This window comes from Streptomyces sp. NPDC002104 (assembly GCF_053593795.1).
On the sequence record NZ_JBSFDF010000001.1, the window covers coordinates 435,201 to 461,545 of the forward strand.

Consider the following 26,345-nt stretch of genomic DNA (forward strand, 5'->3'; position numbering starts at 1 on the left):
GACGGGCCGGGCGGGCGGCCGGTCAGTGCAGGAGGCCGGTCAGCAGCTCGCGCTGGTCGTTGGCGAGGAGGGCGAGCTGTGTGCGGTTGGCGAGGCCGCACTTGTGCAGGGCACGGGAGAGATGGGTCTTGACCGTGCCCTCCGCGAGGCCGAGGCGTTCGGCGATCTCCCGGTTGCCGAGCCCGTCGGCGAGGGCGATCACACAGCGCAGCTCGCCCCTTGAGAGATCGCGCAGGCGCGCCAGGACCTCGGGCGTCGGCGCCGGATGGTGGTGGGTGGCGAACCGGCTCATCACGGTGGAGATCACGGCGGGGCTGAGCACGGCGCGGTGTCCGGCCGCACTGTGCACCGCCTCCCGCATGTCCGCGCCCGAGGCGGTCTTCAGCAGGTAGCCGTCGGCGCCCGCCCGCCAGACCCGGGCCACCTGTTCCTCGTCGGCGATGGTCGTCAGGATGAGGATGCCGAGGCCGGGGTGCTCCTCGCGGAGCAGCCGGGCGGTCTCGGCGCCGTCCGGGCCGTCCGGCATGGCCAGGTCGAGGAGGACCACGTCGGGGGAGTGCGCCGCGACGGCCTCCAGGGCCTCGGAGCCCGAGCTCGCCTCGCCCACGACCTCGATCTCGTCAGGGACGGCGAGGATGGTGCGCAGTCCCGCGCGGATGACGTCCTCGTCATCGGTGATCACGATACGGATCACTGCTCTGCTCCTTCGGAGGGGTAGGGGGCGTGGGCGCGCAGCAGGTATCCGCCGCCCCCGAGGGCCTCGCCGGCACCGGAATCGGCTCCGGCATCCGGGTCGGCGGGCCCGGCGGCAGGCCCCGCTTCGAGCCCGCCGCCCAGCGACTCCAGCCGGCCGCGGAGCCCGGCCTGACCGAGGCCGGTGCCCGGCGCCAGTGACCGTACGGGCGCTCCCGGCGGCCCGTTGCGGACGTCGAGGGTCCAGCCCGCCGGGTCCGCCCGCAGCGACAGCCGCACGGCCGAACCGGGCGCGTACCGCAGGATGTTGGTCAGCCCCTCGGTGACCACCCGGCGGGCGGCCTCCCGGTGGGCCGCGGGCAGCCGCCCGAAGTACTCGGCGAACCCGTCCGAGAGCCGTACGTCGACCCCCGCCGCCCTGACGCTGTCGAGCGAGCGGCTCAGGGCGTCGAGTCCGGCGGCGCCGTCCGGCGCCTTCGTGTCCAGCTCGCGCAGCCGGAGCACGGCGGTCATGCCGCGCAAATGGTCCGAGGCGGCCCCGCACTGCCGCTGCGCCGCGTCGAGCAGCCCGTCGGCCGCGGGGTCCCGGCCGCCCACGGAGCTCCGTAGCGATTCGACCAGGATGTTCAGCAGGGCCACGTCATGGCCCAGGAGATCGTGGAACTCCCGTACGAGCCTGCGCCGTTCGGCGTTGACCGCCTCGGCCGCCCGCTCCCGGGCCACCTCCTGGAGGTGGGCCCGCTCCGCCAGGTGGCGGCTGCGGGTCAGACCCACCACGCTCGTCAGGGCCACGGTGGAAGCCAGCAGGGCCAGACTGGAGGGGGAGTTCTCGTCGACCAGGGGCGGGCCGGAGCCCAGTGCGCTGAGCATGATCAGCTCGGCGGTGGCGGCCACCCCGAACGCGTACGCGCAGACGGTGCGCTGGTGGCGGCCGGCGGCGTAGGCGAGGAAGAAGAGGGCGATGAACTTCGCGCTGAGGGCGGTCGCGGCCAGGACCACGAGGGCGGCGAGCGGGAAGCGGGTCCTGCGCCACAGCAGTGCGGCGCAGGAGACGAGGATCCCCAGCCAGCGCAGCAGGGGGTGGCTGGCCCAGGACTGGTGCGCGACCTCGGCGTACACCTCGAAGGGGACGGTGATCAGCAGGCACGTCACGGCGGCGGCCCGGTCCCAGGCGACGGGCCCCCAGCCGGCGGGCCCCCGGCCGGCGGGCCCCCAGGAGGCAGCCGCCCAGGAAGCGGGGTCCCGCCGGCGTGGCGCCGTCCGGGCGGGTGCGCTCCACTTCATGGCCCTCTCCCTCCTCACCTGCTGATACGCGGTCGGATCGTGTACGAGCACCCTGCCATCGGCAGGGAGCCCGGCCCGGCGTGCGACACGGTGCGCGTCCCGCCCGGAACCGGTCCGGGCGGGACGCGCGCGGGGCGAAGTCCGTGTCAGTGGGCGGCGGACCGGACGCCGGGGCGGCGGTCCAGGAACCAGTGGGCGGCGAGCTTGAGCTGGTCCTCCAGGAGGAAGCAGAGAATCGCGTAGGCCCAGACGCCGGCCGCCCAGCCCCAGCCGAGCGGGGTCATTCCGACGCCGAACACGGTGACCAGGGTGGCGATGGTCTGGGCGACGGCGACCGCGACGACCAGGGGCTTGGCCGGGGCGGGGGAGGTCCAGAACCGGCCGCGGGTACGGGTCACGAAGATGGTCAGCTGACCGGAGACCGACAGGCTGAGGTAGACGAGGGAGTGGATCAGGCCGTCGCCCAGGTGGAAGACGTCCCGGCCCAGGACGAAGAGCAGGAAGGTTTCGGCGACGCCGACCACACCCAGCACGGTGGCCACGGTCAGCACGCTGCGCATGTCCCACGTGACGGGCTTGTGCGAGCCGCGGACCTTGTCGTAGGCGATCGTCAGGATGGCGCCGTCGTTCAGCAGGGCGAGCAGGACGATCATCATCGCGGTGACCGGGAAGAAGTTGTAGGCGACGATCGTCAGGGTGATCAGGCCGAGCACCCGGATGGTCTCCGTGATGCGGTAGGTGGCGTAGTTGACCATCCGCTGGATGATCTCCCGGGCCTGGCCGATCGCGTGGGAGATGACCGACAGGCCGGGGGTCAGCAGCACCACGTCGGCGGCGGCCCGGGCGGCGTCCGTGGCGTCGGCCACGGCGATCCCGGCGTCGGCCTGCTTGAGGGCCGGGGCGTCGTTGACCCCGTCACCGGTCATGCCGACGATGTGGCCGCGCTCCTGGAGCATCTTGACGATGCGGTACTTGTGCTCGGGGAAGACCTGCGCGAAGCCGTCCGACATCTCGACGAGTTCGGCGAGCTCCACCTCCGGACGGCTGTCGTCCAGGGCGTGGGTGTTGAGGATGTTGTCGCCCATCCCGATCTGACGGGCCAGCTCCCGGCTGATGGCGACCTGGTCGCCGGTGACCATCTTCACCGAGACGCCCAGCTCGTTCGCGGCGGCCACGGTGTCCGCGGTGTCCTCGCGCGGCGGGTCGGCCAGCGGCAGGATGCCGAGCAGGCGCCAGGCGCCCGACTCGTCGGTACGGGCCACGCCCAGGGAGCGGAAGCCGCGGGCGGCGAAGGAGTCGGCGATCCCGGCGACGTGCGCGGCGGCCGGGTCCCCGTCGCAGAGGCGGGCGATGACCTGGGGCGCGCCCTTGCTCACGTGGTACGAGCCCGGGGCCGGGCCGGGACCGGGGCCGAAGCCGACGGTGGCCTCGGTGCGCTTGCTGACCGGGTCGAAGGGGACGAAGTCGGTGACGGGCAGGCCGTGCGCCCAGCCGGTGTCGGAGTCGGTCAGCCGGTCGGTGGCGGTGGAGATGACGATCCGGTCGATGGGGTCGCCGTTCTCGGCGCGGGAGGCCAGCGCGGCGGAGCCGAGCAGATCGTCCTGGTCGACGCCCTCCGGGACCCAGGGGTCAAGGATCGCGAGGCGGTTCTCGGTGAGGGTGCCGGTCTTGTCGGAGCACAGGATGTCTATGCTGCCCAGTTCCTCGACGGCGGGCAGGTTCGAGACGACCGCTCCGCGCTTGGCGAGGTTGCGGGCGCCGACGGCGAGCGTCACGGACATGACGGCGGGCAGGGCGACGGGTACGGAGGCGATGACGACGACGAGCGCGAACTCCAGGACGGAGAGCACCGGGTTGCCGCGGGCCACCGAGACGCAGATGGTCAGCGTGACCAGGGCGACGGCCAGCAGGATGAGGTAGTTGCCGATCTTCAGGACGGCCTGCTGGAGGTGGCTGACCGTGCCGGCCTCGCCGACGAGGGCGGTGGTCCTTCCGAAGAAGCTGTTCGCGCCGGTGCCCTCGACGACGGCGTCGGTCTCACCGCGGACGATGACCGAGCCGGAGTAGAGGGTCTCGCCGCGGCCGCGCTCGACGGGCAGGGATTCGCCCGTGAGGGCGGCCTGGTCGACTTCGAGGGTGCCGGCGCCCAGTGCCCGTACGTCGGCCGGGACGACGTCCCCGAGCCGGACCCGGACGATGTCGCCCGGAACCAGTTCGCGGACGGCCTCCGTGCGCCAGACCCCGTCGCGCAGGACGCGGGCCTCGGTGGCGAGGCGCTGCTTGAGGGCGGCGATGGCGTTGGCGGCCTCGTGCTCCTCCATGAAGGCGACGACGCCGTTGACGACGAGCAGGACGCCGATGATGGCCACGTCGACCCAGTGCTGGACGACGATCGAGAGGATCAGCGCGGTCTCGATCATCCAGGGGATGGGGGCCCAGAAGTAGCCGAGGAACTCCCGCAGGGGGTTCTTGTGCTCCTCGGCGATCTCGTTCGGACCGTGCTCCTGCAGGAGGCGGTGTGCCTCGGCGGTGGTGAGCCCGTCCGGCCATGAGGCCGGGGGCTCGACATCCTCGGGTTCCTCCGGGGCTCCGGGCTCGGCCGGCCCGGTGGAGGATCCGGTGGCGCCACCGGTGGCCGGTCCGGCGGGCGCGCCGGCGGGCGCGCCGGCGGCCCCGGTGAGGGCCGCGGGTGTTGCGGGGACGGTGGGGACGGTGTCGGTGCTCATGACGGTCACTTGCCTCCGTGCAGCAGGGAGAGGAAGGAGGGGATCTCCATCGGGCGGGCCCCGCTGGTCAGCGCCATGTGGGCGTGCGAGACCGTGCCGGCCCGCAGGATGCGGATGACGTGGCTGCCGCACCCGGCGCACTCGGAGCGGGTCAGCGGGGAGGGGACGCGGTCGCCGTCCACCGTGCAGAGCGTGCGCTGGACGCCGGTGCCGTCGATGTAGTGCTGGACGTCGTACTGCTTCTCCCAGCCGAAACCGCAGTCGAGGCAGGTGAAGGCGTAGGACTCGTGGAGGACCTCGGGAACGGTGTGGGCGGTGGTGTGGGCGGTGGTGTGGGAGGTGAATGCGTCGATTGCGCTCATCGCGTGTTCCTCACGACCGGTGATGGACTTCTCGTCCGCAGTTGCTGCGGTGCCACGGGGGTCGGTGCCCGGTCTCTCACTCCGACCTCTTCCAGGAAACGACCATCGAATGCCTTGTGGGGGCGGTGAACGGCCCTTGTTTTGGGGCCTGAGCCCCGCTCTCCCGGGCCGATTCGTAAGCGGAAGTGAGCGAGCGCGCATCACTCGCGCATCTGTTCGAATCCCGCGTTATCCTGGACCCATGCACGCACTCCAGGGCTCGCTCTTCGACCAGGGCGACGAGATCCGGCTCGGCCCGCTCGCGGGCGCCCGGCGCACGCGGCTGGGCGCCGGCGCCTGGGTGGACCACCTGCCGGGCTGGCTGACGGGCGCCGACGCCCTGTTCGAACGGCTCGCGGCGGACGTCCCGTGGCATGCCGAGCGGCGGCAGATGTACGACCGGGAGGTGGCGGTGCCGCGCCTGCTGGCCCACTACGGGGAGCGGGACGGGCTCCCGCATCCCACCCTCACCGAGGCGCGGGCCGAGCTGAGCCGCCACTACGCCCCCGAGCTGGGCGAACCCTTCGTCACGGCGGGCCTGTGCCTCTACCGCGACGGCCGCGACAGCGTCGCCTGGCACGGGGACCGCACCGGCCGCTCCGCCACCGAGGACACGATGGTCGCCATCCTCTCGGTGGGCGACCCCCGCGACCTCGTGCTGCGCCCCCGCGACGGCGGCCCCACCCTGCTGCGCCTTCCCCTCGGCCACGGCGACCTGGTGGTGATGGGCGGCTCATGCCAGCGCACGATGGAACACGCCGTCCCCAAGACGGCCCGCCCGGTCGGCCCCCGCATCAGCGTCCAGTTCCGCCCGCGCGGGGTCAGCTGAACCGGCGGCCAGCGGACGCCCGGCCTAGGCCGCGTCGAGTTCCTTGGGCGGGCGGGCAGCCGAGGCCGCCGCGTGGAGGGAGCGCAGGGCCAGGAGCAGGACCCCGATGTCGTCCAGGTAGACCGGATCCGGGATCAGGTCCACGGGGGAGATCGTGTACGCCACGGCGACCCAGAACAGGGCCTTGTCGCGCAGCGGGATGCCCGCGTCGCGCAGGAGCCTGCGGGCCGCGAAGACCCGTACGAGGAGCACGGCCGCGGTGACCGCCAGGCCGGCCGCCACTACGGCCGCGACGACGAGCCAGACGGTCGTCGAGTCCATCAGGCGCCCTGGACCCGGAGCCTGCGGCTGACTTCGCCGAGCCCCTCCGCGAGGGCGTCGAGCTGTTCGGGGGTGAGCACGTCCACCAGGATTTCTCTCACGGTCGTCACATGCCCCGGTGCGGCCTCCGACAATCGGGCGCGGCCCGCCTCGGTGAGGACGGCGTAGACCCCCCGGACGTCGGACGGGCAGGTGCGGCGGCGGACCAGGCCCGCCTTCTCCATCTGGGTGACCTGATAGGTCAGGCCGCTCTTGGAGTTGACGAGCCCGTTGGCCAGCTCCGTCATGCGCAGTTCGCCCTCCGGGGCCCTGGCGAGCCGCACGAGGATCTCGTACTGCGGGTGGGAGAGTCCGGAGTCGTCCTTGAGCTGCTGATCGAGGCGGCGGCCGACCAGGGCGGAAGCGGCCAGGAACCCCTGCCAGGCACGCATTTCGCGGTCGTCCAGCCATTTCGTCTCAGCCATGGAACCAGGCTACACGTGACGTTCCAATTTGAATCAGCGCCGGATGCGGCTAGGGTCGAGCGAGTCGTTCCAATTTGAACAACACCTCTCGTGCCGCCCGACCGGAAGGACCCCCCATGAGCAGCCCCTCCGTCACCACCCCGCCGAAGCCGCGCGCCGGCGAACCGTCCGCGCCCCTCGCGGACCGTCCCGCCGCGGCGCTGTCCACCCCCGCCCACGACGCCGGCCTGCTCCTGCTGCGCGTGGTCCTCGGTCTGACCATGGCCGGCCACGGCGTCCAGAAGCTCTTCGGCTGGTTCGGCGGCGGCGGCATCAGCGGCACCGGCCAGTTCTTCACCGCCAGCGGATACCCGGCGGGCGACGCCATGGCCGCCCTCGCCGGCCTGACCGAGACGCTCGGCGGACTCGGCCTCGTCCTCGGGCTGCTCACGCCGCTGGCGGGCGCCGCCCTGGTCGGCACCATGATCAACGCGATCGCCGTGAAGGGCACCGGCTCCTTCTTCGCCCCGCAGGGCATCGAGTACGAGCTCCTGCTCACCGCCGGCGCCGCCGCCCTCGCGCTCACCGGCCCCGGCCGGTACGCCGTCGACCGCTTCCTGCCCGTCCTGCGCGGCCACCGCCTCGCCCACGGCGCGCTCGCGGTCGGCCTCGGTGTCGTGACCGCGGGCGTGCTGCTCCTCGTACGGAACTGATCCGTCGCGGGGGCGGCGCCGCGCGGGGACCCGTACGGGCCGATTGAGTGCGGGCGGTCGGGGGAAAGTGCCCTAAATGACACAACCCATCGAAGACTACGCACTCATCGGCGACCTGATGACCAGTGGGCTGGTCGGCCGCGACGGGTCCATCGACTGGCTGTGCCTGCCGCGCTTCGACTCGGCCGCCTGCTTCGCCGCCCTCCTCGGGGACCAGGAGAACGGCCACTGGCGCATCGCCCCGGCCGCCGCCCCCGATTCCGCGCGCTGCGCCCGCCGCGCCTATCTCGACGGCACGCTCGTCCTGGAATCCTTCTGGGAGACCGAGGACGGCGCCTCGTTCAAGGTCATCGACTTCATGCCGCAGCGCGACACCGCGCCCGACGTGATGCGGATCGTCGAAGGCCTCACCGGTGAATCGACCGTGAGCAGCACCCTGCGCCTGCGCTTCGACTACGGGCACGTCGTGCCCTGGGTCCGGCGCGGCGGCAACCGCGAGGGCGACCGGGTCGCCGTCGCCGGGCCCGACGCCGCGTGGCTGCGCAGCGAACCCCCCGTGCACACGTGGGGCGAGGACATGTCCACCCGCTCCGAGTTCACCGTCGCCGCCGGCGAACGCGTCGCCTTCGTGCTCACCTGGCACCCCTCGCACGAACCGCGCCCCGAGCTCCTGGATCCGTACGCCGCCCTGGAGCAGAGCCTCGCCGACTGGCGGGAATGGAGCGGCCAGTGCACGTACGAGGGCCCCTACCGCGATGCCGTGGTCCGCTCCCTGATCACCCTCAAGGCCCTCACCTACGCCCCGACCGGCGGGATCGCCGCCGCCGCGACCACCTCCCTGCCGGAGGAGCTCGGCGGCGTCCGCAACTGGGACTACCGCTACTGCTGGCTCCGCGACTCCACCCTCACCCTCGGCTCCCTGCTGGCCACCGGCTACCTCGACGAGGCCCGCGCCTGGCGGGAGTGGCTGCTGCGGGCCGTCGCGGGCGACCCGGCCGACCTGCAGATCATGTACGGGATCGGCGGCGAGCGCCGCATCCCGGAGAGCGAGCTGCCCTGGCTGAAGGGGTACGCGGGCTCCGCGCCCGTCCGGGTCGGCAACGCGGCCGTCGACCAGCTCCAGCTCGACGTGTACGGAGAGGTGCTCGACTCCCTCTACGTGGCCCGCTCCTCCGGCCTGCCCGCCGAGTGGCACTCCTGGAAGATCCAGCTCGCGCTCCTCGACTTCCTGGAGCAGAACTGGCGCCGCCCCGACGAGGGCCTGTGGGAAGTGCGCGGCCCGCGCCGCCACTTCACCCACTCCAAGGTCATGGCGTGGGTCGCCGCCGACCGGGCCGTGCGCACCCTGGAACTCAACCCCAGGCTGCACGGCGACGTGAACCGCTGGCGCGCCATAAGGGACGAGGTGCACCAGGACGTGTGCGAGAACGCCTACGACGCGGAGCGCGGCACCTTCACCCAGTACTACGGCTCGCGCGAGCTGGACGCGGCCACCCTCCTCATCCCCCGCGTCGGCTTCCTGCCGCCCGACGACCCCCGGGTCATCGGCACGGTCGACGCGGTGCGCGAGGAGCTGGGCCGCAGCGGCCTGGTCCGCCGCTACAGCACCGAGGGACTCTCGGTCGACGGCCTGCCCGGCGACGAAGGAGCCTTCCTCGCCTGCTCGTTCTGGCTGGCCGACGCCCTGTACCTGACCGGGCGGGAGAAGGAGGCGCGGGAACTCTTCGAGCGGCTGCTGTCCGTACGCAACGACGTCGGACTCCTCGCCGAGGAGTACGACCCCGTCTCCGGACGCCAACTCGGCAACTTCCCGCAGGCGTTCAGCCACGTCGGCCTGGTGAACACCGCGCTCACCCTGGGCGGGAGCAGCCTGGCGGCCGGCCAGCTGTGAACGGCCCCCGGGTGCGGGCCGCCGGTCAGTCCTGGCGCAGCGCCCGGGCCAGCCGGCCGCGCAGCCGGGCGAACTCGGGGGAGGCCCGCAAGCCCGCGACGTCCGTGGCCGGGTCGCGGGGGAGCGGCACCGCCAGGTCCTCGACCACCCGGCCGGGCCCCGCGGCCATCACCAGGACGCGGGATCCCAGCAGCACCGCCTCCTCCACCGAATGCGTCACGAACAGCACCGTCGTGCCGAGCCGTCCGGCCAGGGAGCGGACCTCCTCCTGGAGCCGCTCCCGGGTCAGCGCGTCCAGAGCGGCGAACGGCTCGTCCATCAGCAGCAGTTCGGGCTCCGCCGCCAGGGCGCGGGCCAGCGCCACCCGCTGCTGCTGGCCGCCGGACAGCTCCCAGGTGCGCCGCCCCGCCATACCGGGCAGACCCACCCGGTCCAGCAACTCCGCGATCCGGACCGGCCGCTGGGAGCGCGGCACCCCGTGGCGGGCCAGCGCGAAGCCCAGGTTCCCGCCGACGGTGCGCCACGGGAAGAGCCTCGGCTGCTGGAACACCACCCCCGCACCCCGCCCGGGGCGCGGAGCGGAGCCCCGGACCAGGGCGGTCCCCGAGGCCGGGCGGGCGAAACCGGCGACGACCCGCAGCAGGGTGGTCTTGCCGCAGCCGGAGGGGCCGACGAGGACGACGAACTCGCCTGCGCGGACCCGTAGGTCCACCGCGTCGAGCACCGTCACCGGCTGCTTCGCCGGTCCGTAGCGGACCGACACCCCGGAGAGGTCCACGGCGAGACCCCCGTCCACCGCTCCGGCCCCGGCGGTGCCGGGCGCCGGTTCAGTGCGCGGCACGGCCGAGCTCCTCCACCGCGAGGGCCTTGCCGAAGGCGGCCTCGTCCGGAACGGCATCCACCTTCTTCTGCTCCTTCAGGAAGACCGCCGCGTCGTGCAGGGTCGCCACCAGCTTCCCGGGGGCGCCGGGCGCGCCGAGGTAGTCGGGGCCGGTCTGCTCCTTCGCGCTCAGCAGCACCAGCTCCGAGAGCTGGCGCCCGGCCTCCTCGGGCGTCAGCCCGAGCTCCGCCCCGATGGACTTCGCCGCCTGGTCGGGGGCCGTACGGGCCTGCCCGACGGCCTGGTCCTGCGCCTTGATCCAGGCCGTGACCACCTCCGGGTGCGCGGCCGCGAACTTGTCCGTCACCACGCCCAGGTCGGCGGTGGGCTTGCCCTGCTCGGCGAGCTGCCGGCTCGTGATGAGCACCTTCCCGTCCTTGGTCAGCTCGCTCAGGGTCGGCGTCCACACGTACGCCGCGTCGATGTCCCCGCGCTTCCAGGCGGCGAGGGCGTCCTGCGGCTGGAGGTCGATGGTCTGCACGGCCGACGCGTCGACGCCCGCGGCCTTCAGCGCGGCGAGCAGCGAGTAGTGGGAGGTGGAGCCGAAGGGCGTGGCCACCTTCTTCCCGGCCAGCTCCTTGACGGAGCCGATGCCCGGCTTGGCGACCAGCGCCTCGTTGTCGCCGATCAGGTCGTGGATCCACACCACCTTGTACGGGATGTTCAGCGGGGCCGACAGACCCTTGGTGACGGGGCTCGAACCGGCCAGGCCCAGGTCCACCGATCCGGCGATCACAGCCGTGTTGACGTCGCCGCCGGACTCGAACTTCACCCACTTCACGTCGGCTTCGGGCAGGGCCTTCTCCAGCAGCCGCTGGTTCTTCACGATCAGGTCGGCGTTGGGGATCGCCTGGTAGGCGATCCGTACGGTGGTCCGCCCCGGCTTGGCCGCCGAACCGCCCCCGTCCGCCCCGCAGGCGACGCTGGTGGATGCGGTCAGGGCGACGGCGGCGGCCAGCAGCAGGGCGCGGCGGGACACGGCGTTTCTGGGCATGACGGAACTCCAGGAGTGAAGAGGGGTGTTGAGCGGGAAGGCGTTGAGTGGGAGGGGTGGGCAGCGCGGGCGGGGCGGGCGTCAGCCGCGGCCGCGCCAGGGGACGGCGAACCGCTCGACTGCCCGCAGCGCGGCGTCCAGCACGATCCCGGACAGTCCGATGGCGAGGATGCCGGCGATCACCAGGGCCGTCAGGTTGTAGCGCTGGGCGTCGCGGATCATGCCGCCGATGCCGGGTACGCCGTTGATGGTCTCCGCCGCCACGACGGAGGTGTACGCGACCCCGACGGCGATCCGGATGCCGGTCAGGATCTCCGGCAGTGCGGCGGGCAGCCGCACCGACAGCAGCAGGGACGTCGGACCGGAGCCCAACGCCCGTGCGGCTTCGACGAGTTCCTCGGGAACGGTGCGTACGGCAGCGGCCGTGGCCGCGGCGATCGGCGGCAGGGCGGCGATCACCAGCAGCCAGATCTTCGGCGCCTCGTCGATGCCGAACCAGATGACGAGCAGCGAGAGGTACGCGAGCGGCGGCAGGGTGCGCAGGAAGGTCACGGCCGGCTCCAGCACCACCGCCAGCGGCCGGACGGTACCGATCAGCAGCCCCAGGGGCACCCCCACCAGCACGGCGTACGCCGAACCGGTGCCGATGCGGCCCAGGCTCACCCCGAGGTGTTCGATCAGCAGGTGGCCGCCGTAGCCGCGGACCCCGTCGTGCGTGGTGGACGCCAGCAGGAACTGGCGCCACACCTCACCGGGCGAGGGGACGAGCACCCGCGGCCAGAGCTCGGCCGCCACCGCCGCCTGCCAGGCGGCGAGCAGCACGGCCAGGGCGAGGAGGCGCAGCGCGGTCCAGCGCAGCGCCTCCCGGAGCCGGGCGCGCGACCGCCGGGGCGGGGTGTCCGACGGAGCTTCGGGCGCGGCGGTTCGGCCGGGGGCCTCGGTGGTGAGCGCGCTCACGCGGCCGCCGCCCCGGTCAGGGCGCGCAGGCGCGGGGCGACCTCTTCGCCCACCCGGTAGGCCTCTTCGAGGTGCGGATAGCCCGACAGGATGAACTCGTCGACGCCCAGGGCCCGGTACTCCGCCAGCCGCGCCGCGACCTCGTCGTGCGAGCCGACCAGGGCCGTCCCCGCGCCCTCGCGGACCAGCCCGATCCCCGCCCACAGGTTCGGCGCCACCGTCAGGCGTTCCGCGTCCGCGATCCCGCCGTGCAGGGCCGCCATCCGGGCCTGCCCGGTGGAGTCCATGGCGGCGAACCGCTCCTGGCTCGCCCGGACCGCGGCCGGATCCAGGCCGGCGAGGATCCGGTCGGCCTCCGCCCAGGCCTCGGCCGCGGAGTCCCGGCTGATGACGTGCAGCCGCAGCCCGAACCGGACCGTACGGCCCGCGGCCCGGGCCCGCTCGCGCAGCCGCTCGATCCGCGCGGCTATGGCCGACGGCGGCTCGCCCCACAGCAGTTGTACGTCGGCCCGGCGGGCGGCCACCTCCTCGGCGGCGGGCGAGGCCCCGCCGAAGTACAGCGGGACGGGGTGGCGCAGTTCCGGATCGGTGAGCCGGGCGCCCTCGATGGTCACATGGACGCCCGCGTGGTCCACGGACTTCCCGTCCAGCAGGTCCCGCAGCACGGCCATCACCTCGTCGGTGCGGGCGTAGCGGTCGTCGTGCGCCAAACCGTCCCCGTAGGCGCGCTGTTCGGCGGGATCGCCGCCCGTCACCACGTTCAGCCCGAGCCGGCCGCCGGCGAACCGGCGGAAGGCGTCGGCCTGCTGGGCGATCAGTGTCGGGCTCGCGAACCCCGCGCGGAACGCCACCAGGAAGCCGATCCGGGTGGTGTGCTGCGCGAGCGCGGCCGTCAGGATCCACGGATCGACGCAGCCGAGCCCGACCGGGGTCAGCAGCGAATGAAATCCGGCCTGTTCGGCGGCGCGGGCGACCTGGGCGAGGTACGGAACGTCCGCGGGCCGGCGGGTGGCCGTGCGGCTGCGTCCCTGGACGGCGGTGACCCCACCGGGGTCGCGGCCGTCCCCGCCGGTGGGCAGGAACCAGTGCAGCAGGAGCGGATTCTCGGGCATGGCGAAACCTCGTCGGAGCAGCGTGACACGCGCACCGCCGGGCGAGGAGCGGACGGCGGGACGGCGGTGACACGTGTACGGGGACGTGCGGGCAGGAAGGCGGGAGTCCGCGCGACCGGAGGCGCGGCCGGGATCCGCCCTGCGGTCAGGGCAGCGGCTGTCGCGAGCGGCGCGGTGAAGGACGTGCTGAGGGGTGCGCCGGGAGGCGCGGACTCATCCGTACGGAGTCAGATGCGGCGGACCGGTGAGATCAACAGCCGTGCGTACGGGAGGTGGCAGCCCGACAGAGCATGGTCGACACACGCAGCAGATCTACGTGACGACGCGAGGTGAGTACGGGGGCCATGGGGTGCATCCTGTCGGTGAACGGGCGGTATCGACAAGCGGAGTCCGGATCGTGGACGGAATCGTCCCGGATTCCGGGCACGGAGGGGATCGGGCAGGCTACCGGCGGCGGTTGAAGGGCAGCCGGCCGAGCACCACGGCCATGCCGCACGTGTCGGTGAGGGCGGAGAAGACCAGCCCGGCGGCGATCCCGGCGCTGAGCAGCTCGAAGGCCGGGTGCACGAGCAGGCCGAGGAGCAGGCCGAGGAGGACGACCGCGCCCGCGGTCAGCCGGACCTGGCGCTCCATGGCCCAGACCCGGCGGGGCCCCTCGGCGGGGTAATCGAGCGGATGCCCGTGGGCCGACCAGGAGGCGGTGCCGCCGGTGAGGCTGGTGGCCGCGATGCCGTGCCCGGCCAGGGTCCGCGCCGCGTTCTGCGAGCGGGTCCCCGAGGCGCACACCAGCAGCAGCTCCCGCTCCTGCGCGGCCTCGCGCAGCTCGGGCAGGGAGCGGCCGATCCGGTCGAGGGGGATGTTCACCGCGCCGGGGAGGTGGCCGGAGGCGTACTCGCCGGGGGTGCGGACATCGACGATCCGGAACTCGGTGCGGCGGGTGTGGGCCTGGCTGACATCGAGGAGGGCGGGGCTGCTGCTCATGGCGGGCGGGCTCCTTCGGGAAGGGCGAAAGGGATGCACGGCGGTGCGGGGCATGCGGGGCATGCGGAGGGTGCGGGGGACGCGGGGGATGCGGCGGGACCGTGGGGCCGCGGGGCGCGCCGGGAGCGACGGGGACGTCGGGGCCGGGGCGGGATGCGGCGGGCGGGCGGTCCGGGGCAGGCAGGCGTCAGCGGGGACAACAGGAGCGCGACAGGAGGCGCTGGGTGACGGCCATGGCGCGGAGCATAGACGAAGTGGCGGCGCGGGCGAGCCACCCGTTCCACCATGCGGGACGGCGGGACGGCGGGACGGCGAGACGTTGGCGCGGCGGCAGGGCGACACGGTGGCGCGGCGGCAGGGCGGCGCCGCCGGTACCCCGGTACGCCGGTACGGCGCTGCCGCGCTCAGTGCCGGGGGCCGGTCCCCGTCCTGGCGTCCTCCCGGCGTCGCAGCAGCGCGGCACTGGCCGCGTCGGCGGGCAGGAAGGCCTCCAGGTGCAGCTCGGCCAGGGTCACGTCGACGGCGGTCGAGAACGAGGTCAGCGTGGTCAGCAGCCGGAGCTCCCCCGCGGAGGTCCGCAGCCGCAGCGGCACGGCCAATCCGAGGTGCTCGGCCGGGACGGAGCCGGAGCCGTCGGCCGAGCGCGCCCCGGAGCGCGGGTCCGGGCCCGGGGCGGCGGCCGGCAGATAGCCGTCCAGCTCCGCCGCCAGCGCCTCCAGGTCCGGATCGGGGTGCGCCGAGGCCCGGGCGCGCAGGCTCTCCGTGATGTGCCGGCCCCAGGCCGCCAGGTTCACCACCCGCGGCCCCATGCCCTCCGGATGCAGGGCGAGCCTCAGCACGTTCACGGGCGGAGCCAGCAGGTGCGCGGCCGCGCCTTCCGTCAGTACGTCGAACGCCGCGTTGGCCAGGACGAGTTCGCCCCGGGGACCGGCCACCACCGCCGGGTACGGGAGGTGCCCGGTCAGGATCGACCGCAGAGCCTCCATGGCCGGCCCGATGGTCTCGGCGTCCCGCGCCGACTCCGCGTACAGGGGTGCGTAACCGGCGCTGAGCAGAAGGGAGTTGCGCTCTCGCAGGGTCAGTCCCAGGGATTCCGCGAGCCGGACCACCATCGCCCGTCCGGGCACCGACCGACCGCTCTCGATGAAGCTCAGGTGGCGCTGCGTGGTTCCGGCGAGGGTGGCCAGCTCCAGCTGGCTCATCCGCCGCAGGGACCGGCGCCGCCGCATCTCCCGGGCGAACGGAGACACGGTGGACGGGGCGGCGGAGTCGCCGGTGCGGGTGGCCATGCCCCCCTTTCTAGCCGCCGCCCGGGCGGAGCCCTCGATTCCCCGGAGGGAATTGCCGCGCGTGTCCCGGCGCCGGAGCATCGGCGTCATCGGACACGGATCCCCCTGGAGGCGAAGATGCGCGCGTACCACCTCGAAGCGTTCGGCACGACCGAGGGCATTGTCCTGCGGGACCACGGCGGCCCCCGCCCGGCGCCGCCCGGGCCGACCGGGATCGTGGTCCGCGTCCGGGCGGCCTCCCTCAACAAGCGCGACCTCCTGATCCTGCGCGAGCGCTACCCGCTGCCCGCCGCACCCGGGGTGGTCCCGCTGAGCGACGGCGCGGGCGAGGTGGTCGCGGTCGGGGCGGCGGTGACCCGCTTCGCGGTCGGCGACCGCGTCTCGTGCACCTATTTCCCGCGCTGGCGGGACGGCAGGATCACCCCGGACCTGGTCGACCAGCCCGGCTGCACCCTCGACGGGATGCTCGCGGAGTACGCCCTGCTCGACGAGGAGTGGGCGGTCCGCGTCCCGTCCCACCTGACCTGGGAAGAAGCCGCGACCCTGCCGTGCGCCGCGGTCACCGCCTGGAACGCGCTCACCGGCGGGGAGGGCGGAGCGCCCCTGCCGGGGCGGAGCGTGCTGACCCTCGGCACCGGCCCGGTCGCCCTCTTCGCCGTGCAGTTCGCCAAACTGCTCGGCTGCCGGGTCGTCTCGACCACGTCGAGCGGGGCGAAGGCCGACCGGCTCAAGGCGCTGGGCTCGGACGCGGTCGTGAACTACGTGAGCACACCCGAGTGGGGATCCGCCGTGCGGGAGTTGACCGACGGCGGCGCCGACCTGGTCGTGGAGACGGGCGGTCCGGACACCATCGAGCAGTCGGTGCGCGCCAGTTCGCTCCACGGGCAGATCGCCCTGCTGATCACCGCCAGTGCCACGAAGTCCGGGATAGGGATCTCGCACGCCGCGTACGCCTCTAGCCTCGCGACGATCCGGCGGGTGTTCGTCGGCAGCCGGACCCAGTTCGAGTCGATGAACCGGGCCGTCGCGACCCACGGGCTGCGCCCCGTGATCGACCGGGTGCTCCCCTTCGAGGACGCCCGCGAGGCCTACCGCGGCTACGCCGAGGACGCGCCCTTCGGCAAGGTCGTGATCAGCGTGGGGGCGTGACCGGCAGAAGCCGTACGGAAGGAAAGAGGTGCGGGGCCACGGGAAGTGAACCCGTGGCCCCGCACCTCACCTCACCTCTGCCGGACGGCCGCTACACGGTGGCGGCAGGAGCAGGGGCCGAGGCCGCGGCCGGGGCAGGGTTCTCCTCGTCCACCGGGATGCTGACCAGCCAGCGGGTGTCCTTGCGCGGACGCAGGTAGAGCGCCCAGTACAGGGTGGCGACGGCGGTGATCCCGCCGGTCCACAGCAGGTACTTGATCTCCTGCTGGGTGAGGATGTACACGAACACCAGGATCAGCACGACCGGGACGGCCGGCCACAGCGGCATCCGCCAGGCGGCGCTCTCGCGGTGCGCCCCGCGGCGGCTGGCCAGGGCGGCCACGGCGACCAGCAGGTACATGCCGGTCACCGAGACGCCGGTGACCCCGTAGAGGGTGTCCAGGTTGACGAAGCACATCGCCGCGCCGGGGAGCCCGACGAGCAGGGTGGCCACCCACGGGGAGCCGAACCGGCCGAGGCGCGAGAGGGCGGAGTTGACCGGGGCGGGCCACGCCTTGTCGCGGGCGGAGGCGAACAGCACCCGGGAGTTCTGGATGACCATGACGATGCCGGCGTTGACGATGGCGAGGGCCACGCAGAGGCTGACGAAGGTGCCGACGGCCGAGTTGGACCAGGCGGTCACCATGGTGCCGATGTCGCCCGAGGTCAGGGCCTCCAGGTCGGGGGCGCCCAGGGTGATGGCGACGACCGGGACCAGGATGACGGCGGCGGAGATGGCGAGGGTGGCCAGCACGGTCCGCGGGACGTTGCGGCGCGGGTTCTCCAGCTCCTCCGAGAGGTAGACGGCCGTCGAGAAGCCCTGGGTGACGAAGAGCGCGATGGCGAGCCCGGAGACGACCATCATCGCGGTGACGGTGGACGTGCCGCCGCCCTCCGCGGCCACGGTGCCGTGCACGAGGGCGCCGGCTCCCCGCTCGCTGTGGGCGAAGCCGAGGACCGCGACGAGCCCGGCCGCCACGACCTCCAGGACGAGGAAGATGCCGGTGATCCAGGCGTTGGCCCGCAGGTCGAGGAGACCGGCGAGGGTGGCCAGCAGCATCACGCCGGCGCCGGCGGCCGGGGCCGGTATGTCGACGAGGGGGGCCAGGTAGTCGGCGGTGCCCATGGCGATCACGGGCGGCACGATCATCACGACCAGCAGGGACAGGACGAAGACCAGCCAGCCGGCGAGCCGGCCGGACAGGGTCGACACCATCGCGTACTCGCCGCCGGCGCTGGGGATGAGGGTGCCCAGCTCCGAGTAGCAGAACGCGACCCCGATGCAAAGCAGGGAGCCGATCGCGATGGTGAGCGCGGTCCAGGTGCCGAGGCTGGAGAAGAGGTCCGGGACCACGACGAAGAGGGTCGAGGCGGGCGTCACGCACGAGAGGGTGAGCAGGGTTCCGCCGACGACGCCGATGGAACGCTTGAGCTTCTGGGGCACGGGACCGGTGGCGGGGGAGAGGGCCTGGGGGGCGCTGATCGTGTCAGACATCGGTGCGGTGTTCCGATCGGCAGATGCGGTGAGTGAGCGCGGGAGCGGTATCGCCTCCGGGGCGGTGGTGGGCAGATCTGGTTCGGTGGCTCCCGGGCCGAATGGAATCTCCGCGAGATCCGCAGGTCAAGAGCTGTTCACCTGCGGATTTCGTCGTCCGGGGGCGGGCCGGCCGCCGCGCGGGGCGTTAAGGCCGTGTAAACGCTGCGCGATCACGGTGTGCGATAACCGCACGTGACCGCGGGTAAATTTCCCTCCGCTTTGCCCACCCGCCGTGCTTCCGTGTCACACCGTCGCACCCCCGGCAGCCGCCGGGATCCGCTCCAGGACTCCGCCCGCGAAGACGTCGTACAGCGGGAGCGTCTCCAGGTGGACGTAGCCGATGTGGCAGTCGCAGACCGCCAGGGGGCAGGCGCGCGGGCGCAGCGCGGCCCGGTACGAGCCGTCGTAGAGGTTGCCCAGCTCCGCCTTGACGAAATGGCAGCGCCGGACCGTGCCCGCGCCGTCCACCGAGATCACCGAGGCCCCCGTGCGGCACGGCAGGCCCGCCGAGCGGTGCGGATGGCGGCTGAACGGGAAGAGCGGGTCCAGGCCGGTCCACTCGGCGGCCTCCGGATCGGTGTAGGTGTGCCCCTCCGCCGCGTTGATCCACAGGTACACCTCGGACGGCAGCGCGGCGCGCAGCCGGCGGGCCTCCGCGAGGTGCTCGGGCAGCCCGACCACGCCCACGCTGAACCGCACCCCGGCGGCGGCCAGTTCCCGGCACTTGCCCAGGAAGCGGTCGTACGGGGTCTGCCCCGGGTGGTACGTGCACCACAGCGCGAGCGTGTCGGGATCGGCCCCGGCGGTCCAGCCGGTGCGCCCGCTCAGGTTGGTCTGGATCGCGACGCGGCGCACGTGCGGCAGGTGCGACAGCTCCACCAGCGCGCGCCGGTACCAGGAGCGGACCAGGCCCTCGCCCCACGGGGTGAACAGGACGGACAGCCGGTCGCCGGTGTTCCCGGCGGCCCAGCCGGTGAACCGTTCCAGTGCGGCCCGGTCGGCGGTCAGCAGCTCCCGGCTGTCCCGGCGCTTGGCGAACGGGCAGTAGGGACAGTCGTAGTCGCAGGAGGACAGCGGCCCCCGGTAGAGCACGGTCAGGTCCATCGGCGGCCCCTGCGCCGGCCGCTCCGCCCCCGTCACTTGCGCTCGTACGCGGCCATCGAGGCCCGTACGTCCGCCGAGAACAGGGCCGGGCCCGCCGCGTCCGAGTGCGCCAGCCCCTCCGGTGTCAGCCGCAGCAGCTCCGCGTCGTCCGTGAGCCAGCCGCGCTCCGCGAAGGCCGCCAGCTCGGCCGGGAAGTCCTCCCACGGACCGCTCCCGAACCGCTCCCGGTACTCGCCCACCGGCATCCCGCGCGCCTGGAGCAGGGACTGCAGCAGGTGCCGGCGCCGGGCCTCGTCCGCGTCGATCCACCGGCCGTGCCCGGCCCGCGCGAAGTCCTCCTCGGAGCGGCTCACGTAGTCGTCGATGATGCCGCGGATCTCGCTCATGCCGACCGCGTAGTCGAAGGAGTAGTGCAGGTCCGCCGTGTAGGAGCGGGCTCCGCAGCCCAGGCCGATCATGCCGTCGGTCTGGCAGGCGTAATCCTCGGCGGTCCGGGCGGTCCGGGCGGTCCGGGCGGTCGGGGCGGTCCGGGCGGTCTCGGTGGTCGGGGCGGTCTGGGTGGTCCGGGCGGTCCCGGCGCCCTCCGCGGGCGCGTCCGCCCGGCGGAACATCCGCATGGACACCTGCTCGTACCCGGCGGCCAGCAGATGCTCCCGCCCGGCCCGGTACAGCCGCAGCCGCTGCTCGTCCCACCCGGCGGACGAGGACTCGGCCGGGCGGCGCCCCAGGCCCGTCAGGGGGCGCACGTACAGCGGATAGAGGTACAGCTCCTCCGGCTGCCAGGCGAGGGCCGCGTCCAGGGAGTACCGCCAGCTCTCCTCCGTCTGCCCGTCCATCCCGTAGATCAGGTCGATGTTGAGCACCGGTATCGCCGCGTCGCGGACACGCCCCAGGGCCGCCTCCACGTCCGCCCGCTTCTGCGGCCGCACCGCGGAGCGCGCCTCGGCGGGCACGAAGCTCTGCACGCCCAGGCTGAGCCGGGTCGTGCCCCGGTCGGCCAGGACCGCGAGCCGGTCCGCCGTCGCCGTGGCCGGCGAGGCCTCCACCGACAGCGGCACCGCCCGCAGGTCGGCGCCCGCGGCCTTCTCCGCGATGTCGCAGAGCCGCTCCAGCTCGGAGGCCGTCAGGAAGGTCGGCGTCCCGCCGCCGAAGGCGGCCGCCGCGAACCGTACGGGCTCCTCGTCGCCCAGCGCGCCCCGGACCGCCCTCGCCTGCCGCTCCAGCGCGTCGAGATAGGCCGTGGTCAGCCCCTCGGGGGCGCCGATGCGGGTGAAGAGGTTGCAGAATCCGCAGCGCACCTCGCAGAAGGGAACGTGGAGGTAGAGCGAGAGCGCGTCCTTGGGCTGCTCCGCCCACAGCCCGCGCAGCTCCGGCCGCTCGGGCAGAGGCCGGTACGCCGTCTTGTGCGGGTAGGCGTACACGTAACTCTCGTACGCGGTCGTGAAGTTCATCGGGGGCCGGGCTCCTCGTGGTTCAGGTGGAACTGTGCGTACGGGACCGTCCAGACGGCCTCGTGGGCGAGCCGGTGACCCGTGTACCCGTCGTCCCCGTACGTGGTCCCGTGGTCGGAGCAGACGATCGCGAAGCAGCGGCGCCGCGAACGCATCGCGTCGAAGAGCCGCCCGATGTGCCGGTCGACGTACTCCAGCGCGGCCGCGTGCGTCTCCCACGAGTCCCCGTCCGCCGCCGTCGCCCCGGGGGAGTGGAACCAGTTGGGCTGGTGCATGGCCGACACGTTCAGGAAGAGGAACAGCCGCCGGTCGTACGGCAGTGCGGCCACGACCCGCTCGGCACGCGACACCTGGGCCTCGAACGAGACCGGCGACGTCACCCCGAACTCCGGTTCCCAGTGCGACTCCTGGAACATCCCGGGCAGTACGGAGCCCAGCGCGGCCGCCTTGTTGAAGAAGCCGACGCCGCCCACGCACACGGTCCGGTAGCCCGCCCCGGCCAGCCCCGACACCAGGTCCGGGGTGTCGAACACCCAGGTGCGCCCGGCGGTGGACTCACTGCCCGGGAAACGGGCGGCGAACAGCCGCGGATGCGGGCCCGGCCCGTCGGGGGTGGGCAGGAAGCCGGCGAACATGGCCTGGTGGGAGGCGTAGGTGAAACTCCCCGGCGCGTGCCGCCGCTCCCAGGCCCCGCCGGGCAGGTGCGCGGCCAGGTTCGGGATCCGCCCCTCGGCGGCCAGCCGCGCGGCCACGTCGTGGCGCAGCGTGTCGAGGGTGACGAGCAGCAGGTCGTCACGGCCGACGACCTCGTTCATGTCGGGCTCGGGCGCGGTGTCCCGCACGGGTCCGTGCCCGGGGTCAGGGGCAGGCGGGGGCGTGAGCATGCAGTTCCTGTCGTACGGCGGCCACTTGGGCCGCATAGGTGTCCTGGCCCTCGGCCGGGGAGCCGGGAAGTCCCGTCAGCCGGGGCAGCAGGTCCCCGAAGGCGTTGACCTCGGCCACGGCGAAGCTCCGCCAGCCGAGGGCGGGCAGCAGATCGACCCCGGCGCACAGCGTGCGCGGGAAGGCTGCCGCCGCCCGCTCGCAGACTCCGAGCGCGTCCGCCTCCCAGCGGCCGCCCGCCGCGGTCACGGCGGCCACGGCCGCCTCGAGATCGCCGCGGGCACCGCCGAGGTGCAGGTTCGTGAGCGGACCCGCCGCCGTGCGGACCACGGCATGGGTGGCCCGGCCGCCGATGACCACCACCCGCAGATCGGCCGGGCGGCCGTCCTGCGAGGCCTTCGGCAGCCACCGCTCGATGTGCAGGCCGTCGGGGGCCAGGGCGTCGACGATCGCGCCGATCACCCGCTCGTCCTCGTACCGCCGCAGGCGCAGCGAGTTGTACAGCGCCCCCGAAGGGGCCCGCTCCACGGAGGTGGTGGCGCGGATCCGGCCGCCCGAGCCCGTCTCCACCGCGAGCACCCCGGAGGCCGAGGAACCGTGGGCGAGCTTCACGAACGCCCTGCGGAAGCCCGGGCGCGCGAGCACGGCCCGGACCTCCTCCCAGCCGCGCACCGGCGTGCGGACCGCGTCCGGACCCGAGGTCGGGGAGGCCGGTACCGCAACCCCCGCGGCCGCCAGCCGGCCGTGGCACAGCCGCTTGTCGAACAGCACGGGCAGGTCGTCGGGATCGCTCAGCAGCCGGCCGCCGGCCGCCCGCACCCCCTCGCGCACCACGCCCACGGCCTCGGTGAACCGCCGGTACCAGCGCCCGGTGCCCTCGACCCGGGTGGCGTCGGCGACCCCGCGCAACAGCCGCTCCACTTCAGGGTCCTCGCCGGGCGAATCGATCCGTACGCTCTCCCCGGACCGGAAGACGGCCCGGCCCTCCAGCACCTCCCGCCACGGCACCACCCGGGCCGCGGGCAGCCCGGCGGCGCGCACGGCCTGCTGGAAGAGGGCGGTCCGGCGGTTGTCCGGATTGCCGACGACGGCGAAGGAGACGGCGGGAGCCGTACGCGTCACTCCGCCACCGCGATGTAGAGGTCCACGCCGTGCGCGTGGACGTCCGGGGTCTGGACGTGGCCGAGGTCCACCTCCACGCCGTGCGGGACCAGGGCGGCACGGAGCCGTTCCCGGAGCGGCTCACTGATGTAGTGGTGGTGCAGGTCGAGCTTGCCGAGATGGGTGAGCGGCCGGCCGGCCAGCAGGGCTTCGGCGCCCTCGTCGTCCAGGACGCCCATGGAGAGGTCGAGGACCTCCAGCCGCTCCACGACCGGAGCGGTGGCCAGCGCCGCCGCGATGTCGTTCTGGAGCCTGCTGTTGCGCAGCGCGAGCCTGCGCAGGGCGGGCAGCCGCTCGCCGCTCAGGAAGGCCTCCAGGTCGCCGACCTCCGCGTCACCGCCGTAGTCGGCCGTGCCCAGCCACAGGTCGAGCTCGGTGAGGGCGGGCAGTTCGCTGGCCGCGACCCCCAGCACCACCTCGCGCGGCAGCCCGCCGGTCTCGATGCGCAGCACGCGCAGCGCGTCGTGCTTCACGGGCGGGAAGACCAGGCTCGATCCGCCGCGCACGCCGAACTCCTCCAGCGCCGGGTAGGCATGCAGCAGCGGGCCGACGTCGGACTGGGTGATCCAGGAGATCTCGCACTCCTCGGACGTGATGTCGCCGATGAACAGCGACCGCAGCGCGGGGAATTCCCCGGCGGCCGCGGCGAGCGCCTCGACGATCCCGGCGCTGGAGGTCTCGTAGGCCTCGGACCAGCCGCCCACGATCAGGGCGCGCACCTGCCGGGTGTCCACGGCCGCGGTGAACCGGGCGAAGGCCTGCGGCCATTCCTCCTCGGCGTCGTAGGTGTCCACCGAGATCCGCCAGGCCACGGACCCGGCCCCGGGCAGCGCGCGGGTGTCCTTCGGTTCCGGGAAGTCGAAGACCGGCAGGCCGCCCAGCTCGCTCAGGTGGTTCCCCATGGTCATGTGCGCTGCTCCTGACGGTGTGGTGGGCGGTGGCCCGTGCCGTGCGTGTCGTCCGACGACAGTTCTACCAAGCCCCACCGACAGCACCCGTCGGCAGCGTCCCCTGGCGGCAGCGTCCCCCGGCGGCAGCGTCCCCCGGCGGCCGCCGCCGGCTCGGAGACATCCGGCCTCCGCCCGCTCCGCGCCGGCCAGGGCGCACCGGGGGTGAAGCGTCCGGGTCAGCGCTTGCGGTAGGCCCGCGCGTCCTCCGCGGCGGCAAGGACGGCATCGATGTCGCCGCCGATCGCCGAGGTCAGCGTGATGGCCACGGCGCCCTCCAGGAACGGCGCGTCCACGATCCGCGCGCCCCCGGGCAGCGGCGAGGGCTCCTCGCCGAGCAGGGCGTTCACCGTCAGCACCGCGCTGCCCATGTCGCACAGCACCGCGACGCCCACGCCCTCGTCCACCGACCGGGCGGCGGCCGTGATCAGTTCCGCGCTGGTGCCGATGCCGCCGTCGGGGGTGCCGCCCGCCACCGCGAGCGGAGCCGGCTCGACCGATCCCAGCAGGGCGCCCGACAGCGCGGCCACGGACTCCGCGACCGCCTTGCTGTGCGAGACGAGCACGATGCCGACGCGGCCGGTACGGGTCTTCGGCGCCTGCTCCCGCTCCGGAGCCTCGGCCACGGCCGGCTCCACGGGGACGAGTTCGGCCTCGGGTGCGTCCACCGCGGTGCGCAGTGCCTCCATCAGCAGGGCCACGGAGTTGGCCCCGGCGTCCTGGTGGCCGATGCTGCGCTCGCCGAGGTAACTGGCCCGGCCCTTGCGGGCTTCGAGCGGTTCGGTGGCGTCGGCGCCCGCGCGGGCCGCCCGTACGGCCTCGTCCAGGGCCTCGCGCAGCGGCCGCCCCGCCCCGCCGGCTTCGGCCAGCGCCGTCACCGCGGGAGCCAGCGCGTCCACCAGGGTGGCGTCGCCGGGCTCGGCGCCGCCCAGCTTCTGCACCGACGTGAGCCCGGCGCCGAGCGCGGCCCCCAGCTCCGCCACGGTCGGCGCCGCGGTGTCGCCGAGCACCTTGCCCGTGCGGCGCAGCGCCGTGCCGAACAGCGGGCCGGAGGCGCCGCCGACGGTGTTCGTCAGGGTGGTCCCGGCCAGCGTCAGCAGCGCGCCCGGCGTGGTGGGCCGCTGCTCGGCCACGGCCGCGCCGACGGCGCCGAAGCCCCGTACGAGATTGGCCCCGTGGTCCCCGTCGCCGATGACCGCGTCGAGTTCGGTGAGGCGCGCGCTGTCCCGCCGTACGAGCCGGTTGGTCTCGGCGATCCAGCGGCGGAAGTACGCGGTGTCCAGCGCGGGGGACCCGGCGGCCGGGGCCGCGGCGGGATTCGCGGCGGGATTCGGGGTGGGCGTCGTGGCGGGCGTCGGGGTGGCGGGTGTGGCGGTCATGGGGAAGGGCTCCTGGAGGGGGTCGGGAGGGGCGGGTGCGGCGGGTGGGGTCAGCAGCCCCAGCGCAGGGACGGGGTGTTCACCGGCGCGTCCCACAGGCGCAGCAGCTCCTCGTCGGCGCGGCACAGGGTGAGGGTGCAGCCGGCCATGTCCAGACTGGTGACGTAGTTGCCGACCAGGGACCGGGCCACGGTGATCCCGCGTGCGCCGAGCACCCGTTCGACCTCGGCGCGCATGATGTACAGCTCCACGGGCGGGGTTGCGCCCAGGCCATTGACGAGGAGGATGACGGGGGCGCCGGCCGCCTCCGGGAGGTCGTCGAGGACGGCGTCGAGCATCGCCTCGGCGGTCTCGGCGGCGGTCATGAGCTTCCGGCGTTCGCGGCCGGGCTCTCCGTGGATGCCGATGCCCAGCTCGATCTCGTCCTCGCCGAGCGTGAAGTTGGGGCTGCCCTTGGCCGGGGTGGTGCAGGAGGTCAGGGCGACGCCGTAGCTGCGGGAGTTCGCGTTGACCTTGCGGGCGACCGCGGCCACCTCGGCGAGCGGAGCGCCCTCCTCGGCCAGAGCGCCCGCGATCTTCTCCACGAACAGGGTGGCGCCGGTGCCGCGGCGGCCCGGTCCGTGCTCCGTACGGGCGACGGCCACGTCGTCGTCCACGACGACCTGCTCGACCTTGACGCCCTCGTCCTCGCAGTCCTCCGCCGCCATCGTGAAGTTGAGGATGTCGCCCGTGTAGTTCTTGACGATGTGCAGGACGCCCGCACCCGCGTCGACCGCGCAGGTGGCGGCCGCGATGTTGTCCGGCACCGGGGAGGTGAACACCGGGCCGGCCACGGCCGCCGCCAGCATGCCGCGTCCCACGAACCCCGCGTGCAGCGGCTCGTGCCCGCTGCCGCCGCCCGAGAGCAGCGCGACCTTCCCGGCCTGCTTTCCGGCCTGCTTCGCCTCCGGCTCTACGTCCGGCTCCCCGGCCGCTCCGGCGGCCCGCGTGACGATGCCCTTCTCCGCCTCGACGCGGAGCCCCGGGTGAGCGGCGGCCATTCCGCGCAGTGCGTCGGCGACGACGCTTTCGGGGGAATTGATGAGCTTCTTCACGGGGGCCTCTTTCCTGGAAAGGGGAACGCGGAACGGGAACGCGGAACGGGAACGTGGCATACGGGGCCGGAGCGGAAAGGGGAAATGC

General features: G+C 73.8%; 24 protein-coding genes and 1 pseudogene. 4 read left to right on the forward strand and 21 right to left on the reverse strand.

Going from position 1 to position 26,345, the window contains the following annotated elements; all coding sequences use genetic code 11:
* Positions 1 to 22 precede the first annotated feature (22 nt).
* The 4 genes from ACWCP2_RS01900 to ACWCP2_RS01915 form a co-directional block, all read right to left on the reverse strand.
* Positions 23 to 694 (reverse strand): response regulator, encoded by a 672-nt coding sequence (locus tag ACWCP2_RS01900; RefSeq protein ID WP_450906611.1) that lies wholly within the window; start codon positions 692 to 694, stop codon positions 23 to 25.
* Positions 691 to 1,977: a sensor histidine kinase gene (locus ACWCP2_RS01905; protein ID WP_450906612.1), complete on the reverse strand. Its 1,287-nt coding sequence runs from the start codon at positions 1,975 to 1,977 to the stop codon at positions 691 to 693. Before ACWCP2_RS01905 ends, ACWCP2_RS01900 begins: the two co-directional genes overlap by 4 nt.
* Positions 1,978 to 2,123: 146 nt before the next feature.
* On the reverse strand, positions 2,124 to 4,703 hold the full coding sequence (locus tag ACWCP2_RS01910; RefSeq protein ID WP_450906613.1) for a plasma-membrane proton-efflux P-type ATPase: 2,580 nt from the start codon (positions 4,701 to 4,703) through the stop codon (positions 2,124 to 2,126).
* Between the two features lie 5 nt (positions 4,704 to 4,708).
* A complete protein-coding gene (locus ACWCP2_RS01915; protein ID WP_450906614.1) occupies positions 4,709 to 5,065 on the reverse strand; it encodes a hypothetical protein in 357 nt (118 codons plus the stop codon).
* A gap of 241 nt (positions 5,066 to 5,306) precedes the next feature.
* Here ACWCP2_RS01915 and ACWCP2_RS01920 point away from each other — a divergent pair, with 241 nt between their 5' ends.
* Positions 5,307 to 5,933 (forward strand): alpha-ketoglutarate-dependent dioxygenase AlkB, encoded by a 627-nt coding sequence (locus ACWCP2_RS01920; protein WP_450906615.1) that lies wholly within the window; start codon positions 5,307 to 5,309, stop codon positions 5,931 to 5,933.
* Positions 5,934 to 5,957: 24 nt separating this feature from the next.
* Here the strand turns inward: ACWCP2_RS01920 and ACWCP2_RS01925 are convergent, their stop codons facing one another.
* The gene (locus ACWCP2_RS01925; RefSeq protein WP_450906616.1) at positions 5,958 to 6,254 is read right to left on the reverse strand and encodes a YkvA family protein; all 297 of its coding nucleotides are present in this window, start codon (positions 6,252 to 6,254) and stop codon (positions 5,958 to 5,960) included.
* Entirely contained in the window at positions 6,254 to 6,718 is a 465-nt protein-coding gene (locus ACWCP2_RS01930) for a MarR family winged helix-turn-helix transcriptional regulator (protein WP_450906617.1), read from the reverse strand. The genes ACWCP2_RS01925 and ACWCP2_RS01930 overlap by 1 nt, the downstream gene beginning before the upstream one ends.
* A gap of 116 nt (positions 6,719 to 6,834) precedes the next feature.
* On the opposite strand from ACWCP2_RS01930, the gene ACWCP2_RS01935 reads away from it, so the two are divergent.
* Entirely contained in the window at positions 6,835 to 7,410 is a 576-nt protein-coding gene (locus tag ACWCP2_RS01935; RefSeq protein ID WP_450906618.1) for a DoxX family protein, read from the forward strand.
* A 76-nt stretch (positions 7,411 to 7,486) separates the two neighbouring features.
* Positions 7,487 to 9,301, forward strand: coding sequence for a glycoside hydrolase family 15 protein (locus ACWCP2_RS01940; RefSeq protein ID WP_450906619.1), 1,815 nt, complete (start codon positions 7,487 to 7,489; stop codon positions 9,299 to 9,301).
* A gap of 25 nt (positions 9,302 to 9,326) precedes the next feature.
* Here the strand turns inward: ACWCP2_RS01940 and ACWCP2_RS01945 are convergent, their stop codons facing one another.
* The 6 genes from ACWCP2_RS01945 to ACWCP2_RS01970 all read right to left on the reverse strand — a co-directional run bounded on the left by ACWCP2_RS01945 (position 9,327) and on the right by ACWCP2_RS01970 (position 15,514).
* Positions 9,327 to 10,142 carry an ABC transporter ATP-binding protein gene (locus ACWCP2_RS01945; protein ID WP_450906620.1) on the reverse strand — a complete coding sequence of 272 codons (816 nt, stop codon included), beginning with the start codon at positions 10,140 to 10,142 and terminating at the stop codon, positions 9,327 to 9,329.
* Complete coding sequence (locus ACWCP2_RS01950; RefSeq protein ID WP_450906621.1) at positions 10,129 to 11,175, reverse strand: taurine ABC transporter substrate-binding protein; 1,047 nt, start codon at positions 11,173 to 11,175, stop codon at positions 10,129 to 10,131. The genes ACWCP2_RS01945 and ACWCP2_RS01950 overlap by 14 nt, the downstream gene beginning before the upstream one ends.
* Positions 11,176 to 11,256: 81 nt before the next feature.
* Complete coding sequence (locus ACWCP2_RS01955; RefSeq protein WP_450906622.1) at positions 11,257 to 12,132, reverse strand: ABC transporter permease; 876 nt, start codon at positions 12,130 to 12,132, stop codon at positions 11,257 to 11,259.
* The gene (locus tag ACWCP2_RS01960) at positions 12,129 to 13,244 is read right to left on the reverse strand and encodes an LLM class flavin-dependent oxidoreductase (RefSeq protein WP_450906623.1); all 1,116 of its coding nucleotides are present in this window, start codon (positions 13,242 to 13,244) and stop codon (positions 12,129 to 12,131) included. Before ACWCP2_RS01960 ends, ACWCP2_RS01955 begins: the two co-directional genes overlap by 4 nt.
* A 444-nt stretch (positions 13,245 to 13,688) precedes the next feature.
* Positions 13,689 to 14,225, reverse strand: coding sequence for a rhodanese-like domain-containing protein (locus ACWCP2_RS01965; RefSeq protein WP_450906624.1), 537 nt, complete (start codon positions 14,223 to 14,225; stop codon positions 13,689 to 13,691).
* 404 nt (positions 14,226 to 14,629) lie between these two features.
* Positions 14,630 to 15,514 (reverse strand): helix-turn-helix domain-containing protein, encoded by an 885-nt coding sequence (locus tag ACWCP2_RS01970; RefSeq protein ID WP_450906625.1) that lies wholly within the window; start codon positions 15,512 to 15,514, stop codon positions 14,630 to 14,632.
* Between the two features lie 117 nt (positions 15,515 to 15,631).
* Between ACWCP2_RS01970 and ACWCP2_RS01975 the strand changes: the two genes are divergently transcribed.
* The gene (locus tag ACWCP2_RS01975) at positions 15,632 to 16,663 is read left to right on the forward strand and encodes a zinc-dependent alcohol dehydrogenase family protein (protein ID WP_450906626.1); all 1,032 of its coding nucleotides are present in this window, start codon (positions 15,632 to 15,634) and stop codon (positions 16,661 to 16,663) included.
* A gap of 91 nt (positions 16,664 to 16,754) precedes the next feature.
* On the opposite strand, the gene ACWCP2_RS01980 is transcribed toward ACWCP2_RS01975, so the two are convergent.
* The 9 genes and pseudogenes from ACWCP2_RS01980 to dhaK form a co-directional block, all read right to left on the reverse strand.
* Positions 16,755 to 18,197: an APC family permease gene (locus tag ACWCP2_RS01980; protein ID WP_450906627.1), complete on the reverse strand. Its 1,443-nt coding sequence runs from the start codon at positions 18,195 to 18,197 to the stop codon at positions 16,755 to 16,757.
* 285 nt (positions 18,198 to 18,482) lie between these two features.
* The gene (locus ACWCP2_RS01985) at positions 18,483 to 19,343 is read right to left on the reverse strand and encodes an STM4011 family radical SAM protein (protein ID WP_450906628.1); all 861 of its coding nucleotides are present in this window, start codon (positions 19,341 to 19,343) and stop codon (positions 18,483 to 18,485) included.
* A gap of 32 nt (positions 19,344 to 19,375) precedes the next feature.
* Positions 19,376 to 20,794, reverse strand: coding sequence for an STM4012 family radical SAM protein (locus ACWCP2_RS01990; protein ID WP_450906629.1), 1,419 nt, complete (start codon positions 20,792 to 20,794; stop codon positions 19,376 to 19,378).
* Positions 20,791 to 21,609, reverse strand: coding sequence for an STM4013/SEN3800 family hydrolase (locus ACWCP2_RS01995; protein WP_450906695.1), 819 nt, complete (start codon positions 21,607 to 21,609; stop codon positions 20,791 to 20,793). The genes ACWCP2_RS01990 and ACWCP2_RS01995 overlap by 4 nt, the downstream gene beginning before the upstream one ends.
* 43 nt (positions 21,610 to 21,652) lie before the next feature.
* Positions 21,653 to 22,798, reverse strand: coding sequence for an STM4014 family protein (locus ACWCP2_RS02000; protein WP_450906630.1), 1,146 nt, complete (start codon positions 22,796 to 22,798; stop codon positions 21,653 to 21,655).
* Positions 22,795 to 23,745 carry an STM4015 family protein gene (locus ACWCP2_RS02005; protein ID WP_450906631.1) on the reverse strand — a complete coding sequence of 317 codons (951 nt, stop codon included), beginning with the start codon at positions 23,743 to 23,745 and terminating at the stop codon, positions 22,795 to 22,797. The genes ACWCP2_RS02000 and ACWCP2_RS02005 overlap by 4 nt, the downstream gene beginning before the upstream one ends.
* Positions 23,746 to 23,963: 218 nt before the next feature.
* A complete protein-coding gene (locus ACWCP2_RS02010) occupies positions 23,964 to 24,452 on the reverse strand; it encodes a PTS-dependent dihydroxyacetone kinase phosphotransferase subunit DhaM (protein WP_450906696.1) in 489 nt (162 codons plus the stop codon).
* Positions 24,444 to 25,163 (reverse strand): annotated as a pseudogene (dhaL, locus tag ACWCP2_RS02015) (dihydroxyacetone kinase subunit DhaL); the annotation flags it as partial. The gene ACWCP2_RS02010 and the pseudogene dhaL, both read right to left, overlap by 9 nt.
* Positions 25,164 to 25,213: 50 nt before the next feature.
* Positions 25,214 to 26,257: a dihydroxyacetone kinase subunit DhaK gene (dhaK, locus tag ACWCP2_RS02020; protein ID WP_450906632.1), complete on the reverse strand. Its 1,044-nt coding sequence runs from the start codon at positions 26,255 to 26,257 to the stop codon at positions 25,214 to 25,216.
* Between the last annotated feature and the right edge of the window lie 88 nt (positions 26,258 to 26,345).

What these genes read in the sequence shown, in the direction of transcription:
- ACWCP2_RS01965 (WP_450906624.1), bottom strand. Translation starts at nt 14,225, where the DNA reads ATGAGCAGCAGCCCCGCCCTCCTCGATGTCAGCCAGGCCCACACCCGC.
- ACWCP2_RS01960 (WP_450906623.1), bottom strand. Translation starts at nt 13,244, where the DNA reads ATGCCCGAGAATCCGCTCCTGCTGCACTGGTTCCTGCCCACCGGCGGG.
- ACWCP2_RS01940 (WP_450906619.1), top strand. Translation starts at nt 7,487, where the DNA reads ATGACACAACCCATCGAAGACTACGCACTCATCGGCGACCTGATGACC.
- ACWCP2_RS01980 (WP_450906627.1), bottom strand. Translation starts at nt 18,197, where the DNA reads ATGTCTGACACGATCAGCGCCCCCCAGGCCCTCTCCCCCGCCACCGGT.
- ACWCP2_RS01910 (WP_450906613.1), bottom strand. Translation starts at nt 4,703, where the DNA reads ATGAGCACCGACACCGTCCCCACCGTCCCCGCAACACCCGCGGCCCTC.
- ACWCP2_RS01920 (WP_450906615.1), top strand. Translation starts at nt 5,307, where the DNA reads ATGCACGCACTCCAGGGCTCGCTCTTCGACCAGGGCGACGAGATCCGG.
- ACWCP2_RS01935 (WP_450906618.1), top strand. Translation starts at nt 6,835, where the DNA reads ATGAGCAGCCCCTCCGTCACCACCCCGCCGAAGCCGCGCGCCGGCGAA.
- ACWCP2_RS01905 (WP_450906612.1), bottom strand. Translation starts at nt 1,977, where the DNA reads ATGAAGTGGAGCGCACCCGCCCGGACGGCGCCACGCCGGCGGGACCCC.
- ACWCP2_RS01975 (WP_450906626.1), top strand. Translation starts at nt 15,632, where the DNA reads ATGCGCGCGTACCACCTCGAAGCGTTCGGCACGACCGAGGGCATTGTC.
- ACWCP2_RS01925 (WP_450906616.1), bottom strand. Translation starts at nt 6,254, where the DNA reads ATGGACTCGACGACCGTCTGGCTCGTCGTCGCGGCCGTAGTGGCGGCC.
- ACWCP2_RS01915 (WP_450906614.1), bottom strand. Translation starts at nt 5,065, where the DNA reads ATGAGCGCAATCGACGCATTCACCTCCCACACCACCGCCCACACCACC.
- ACWCP2_RS01950 (WP_450906621.1), bottom strand. Translation starts at nt 11,175, where the DNA reads ATGCCCAGAAACGCCGTGTCCCGCCGCGCCCTGCTGCTGGCCGCCGCC.
- ACWCP2_RS02005 (WP_450906631.1), bottom strand. Translation starts at nt 23,745, where the DNA reads ATGACCATGGGGAACCACCTGAGCGAGCTGGGCGGCCTGCCGGTCTTC.
- ACWCP2_RS01970 (WP_450906625.1), bottom strand. Translation starts at nt 15,514, where the DNA reads ATGGCCACCCGCACCGGCGACTCCGCCGCCCCGTCCACCGTGTCTCCG.
- ACWCP2_RS01930 (WP_450906617.1), bottom strand. Translation starts at nt 6,718, where the DNA reads ATGGCTGAGACGAAATGGCTGGACGACCGCGAAATGCGTGCCTGGCAG.
- ACWCP2_RS01985 (WP_450906628.1), bottom strand. Translation starts at nt 19,343, where the DNA reads ATGGACCTGACCGTGCTCTACCGGGGGCCGCTGTCCTCCTGCGACTAC.
- ACWCP2_RS01990 (WP_450906629.1), bottom strand. Translation starts at nt 20,794, where the DNA reads ATGAACTTCACGACCGCGTACGAGAGTTACGTGTACGCCTACCCGCAC.
- ACWCP2_RS01995 (WP_450906695.1), bottom strand. Translation starts at nt 21,609, where the DNA reads ATGAACGAGGTCGTCGGCCGTGACGACCTGCTGCTCGTCACCCTCGAC.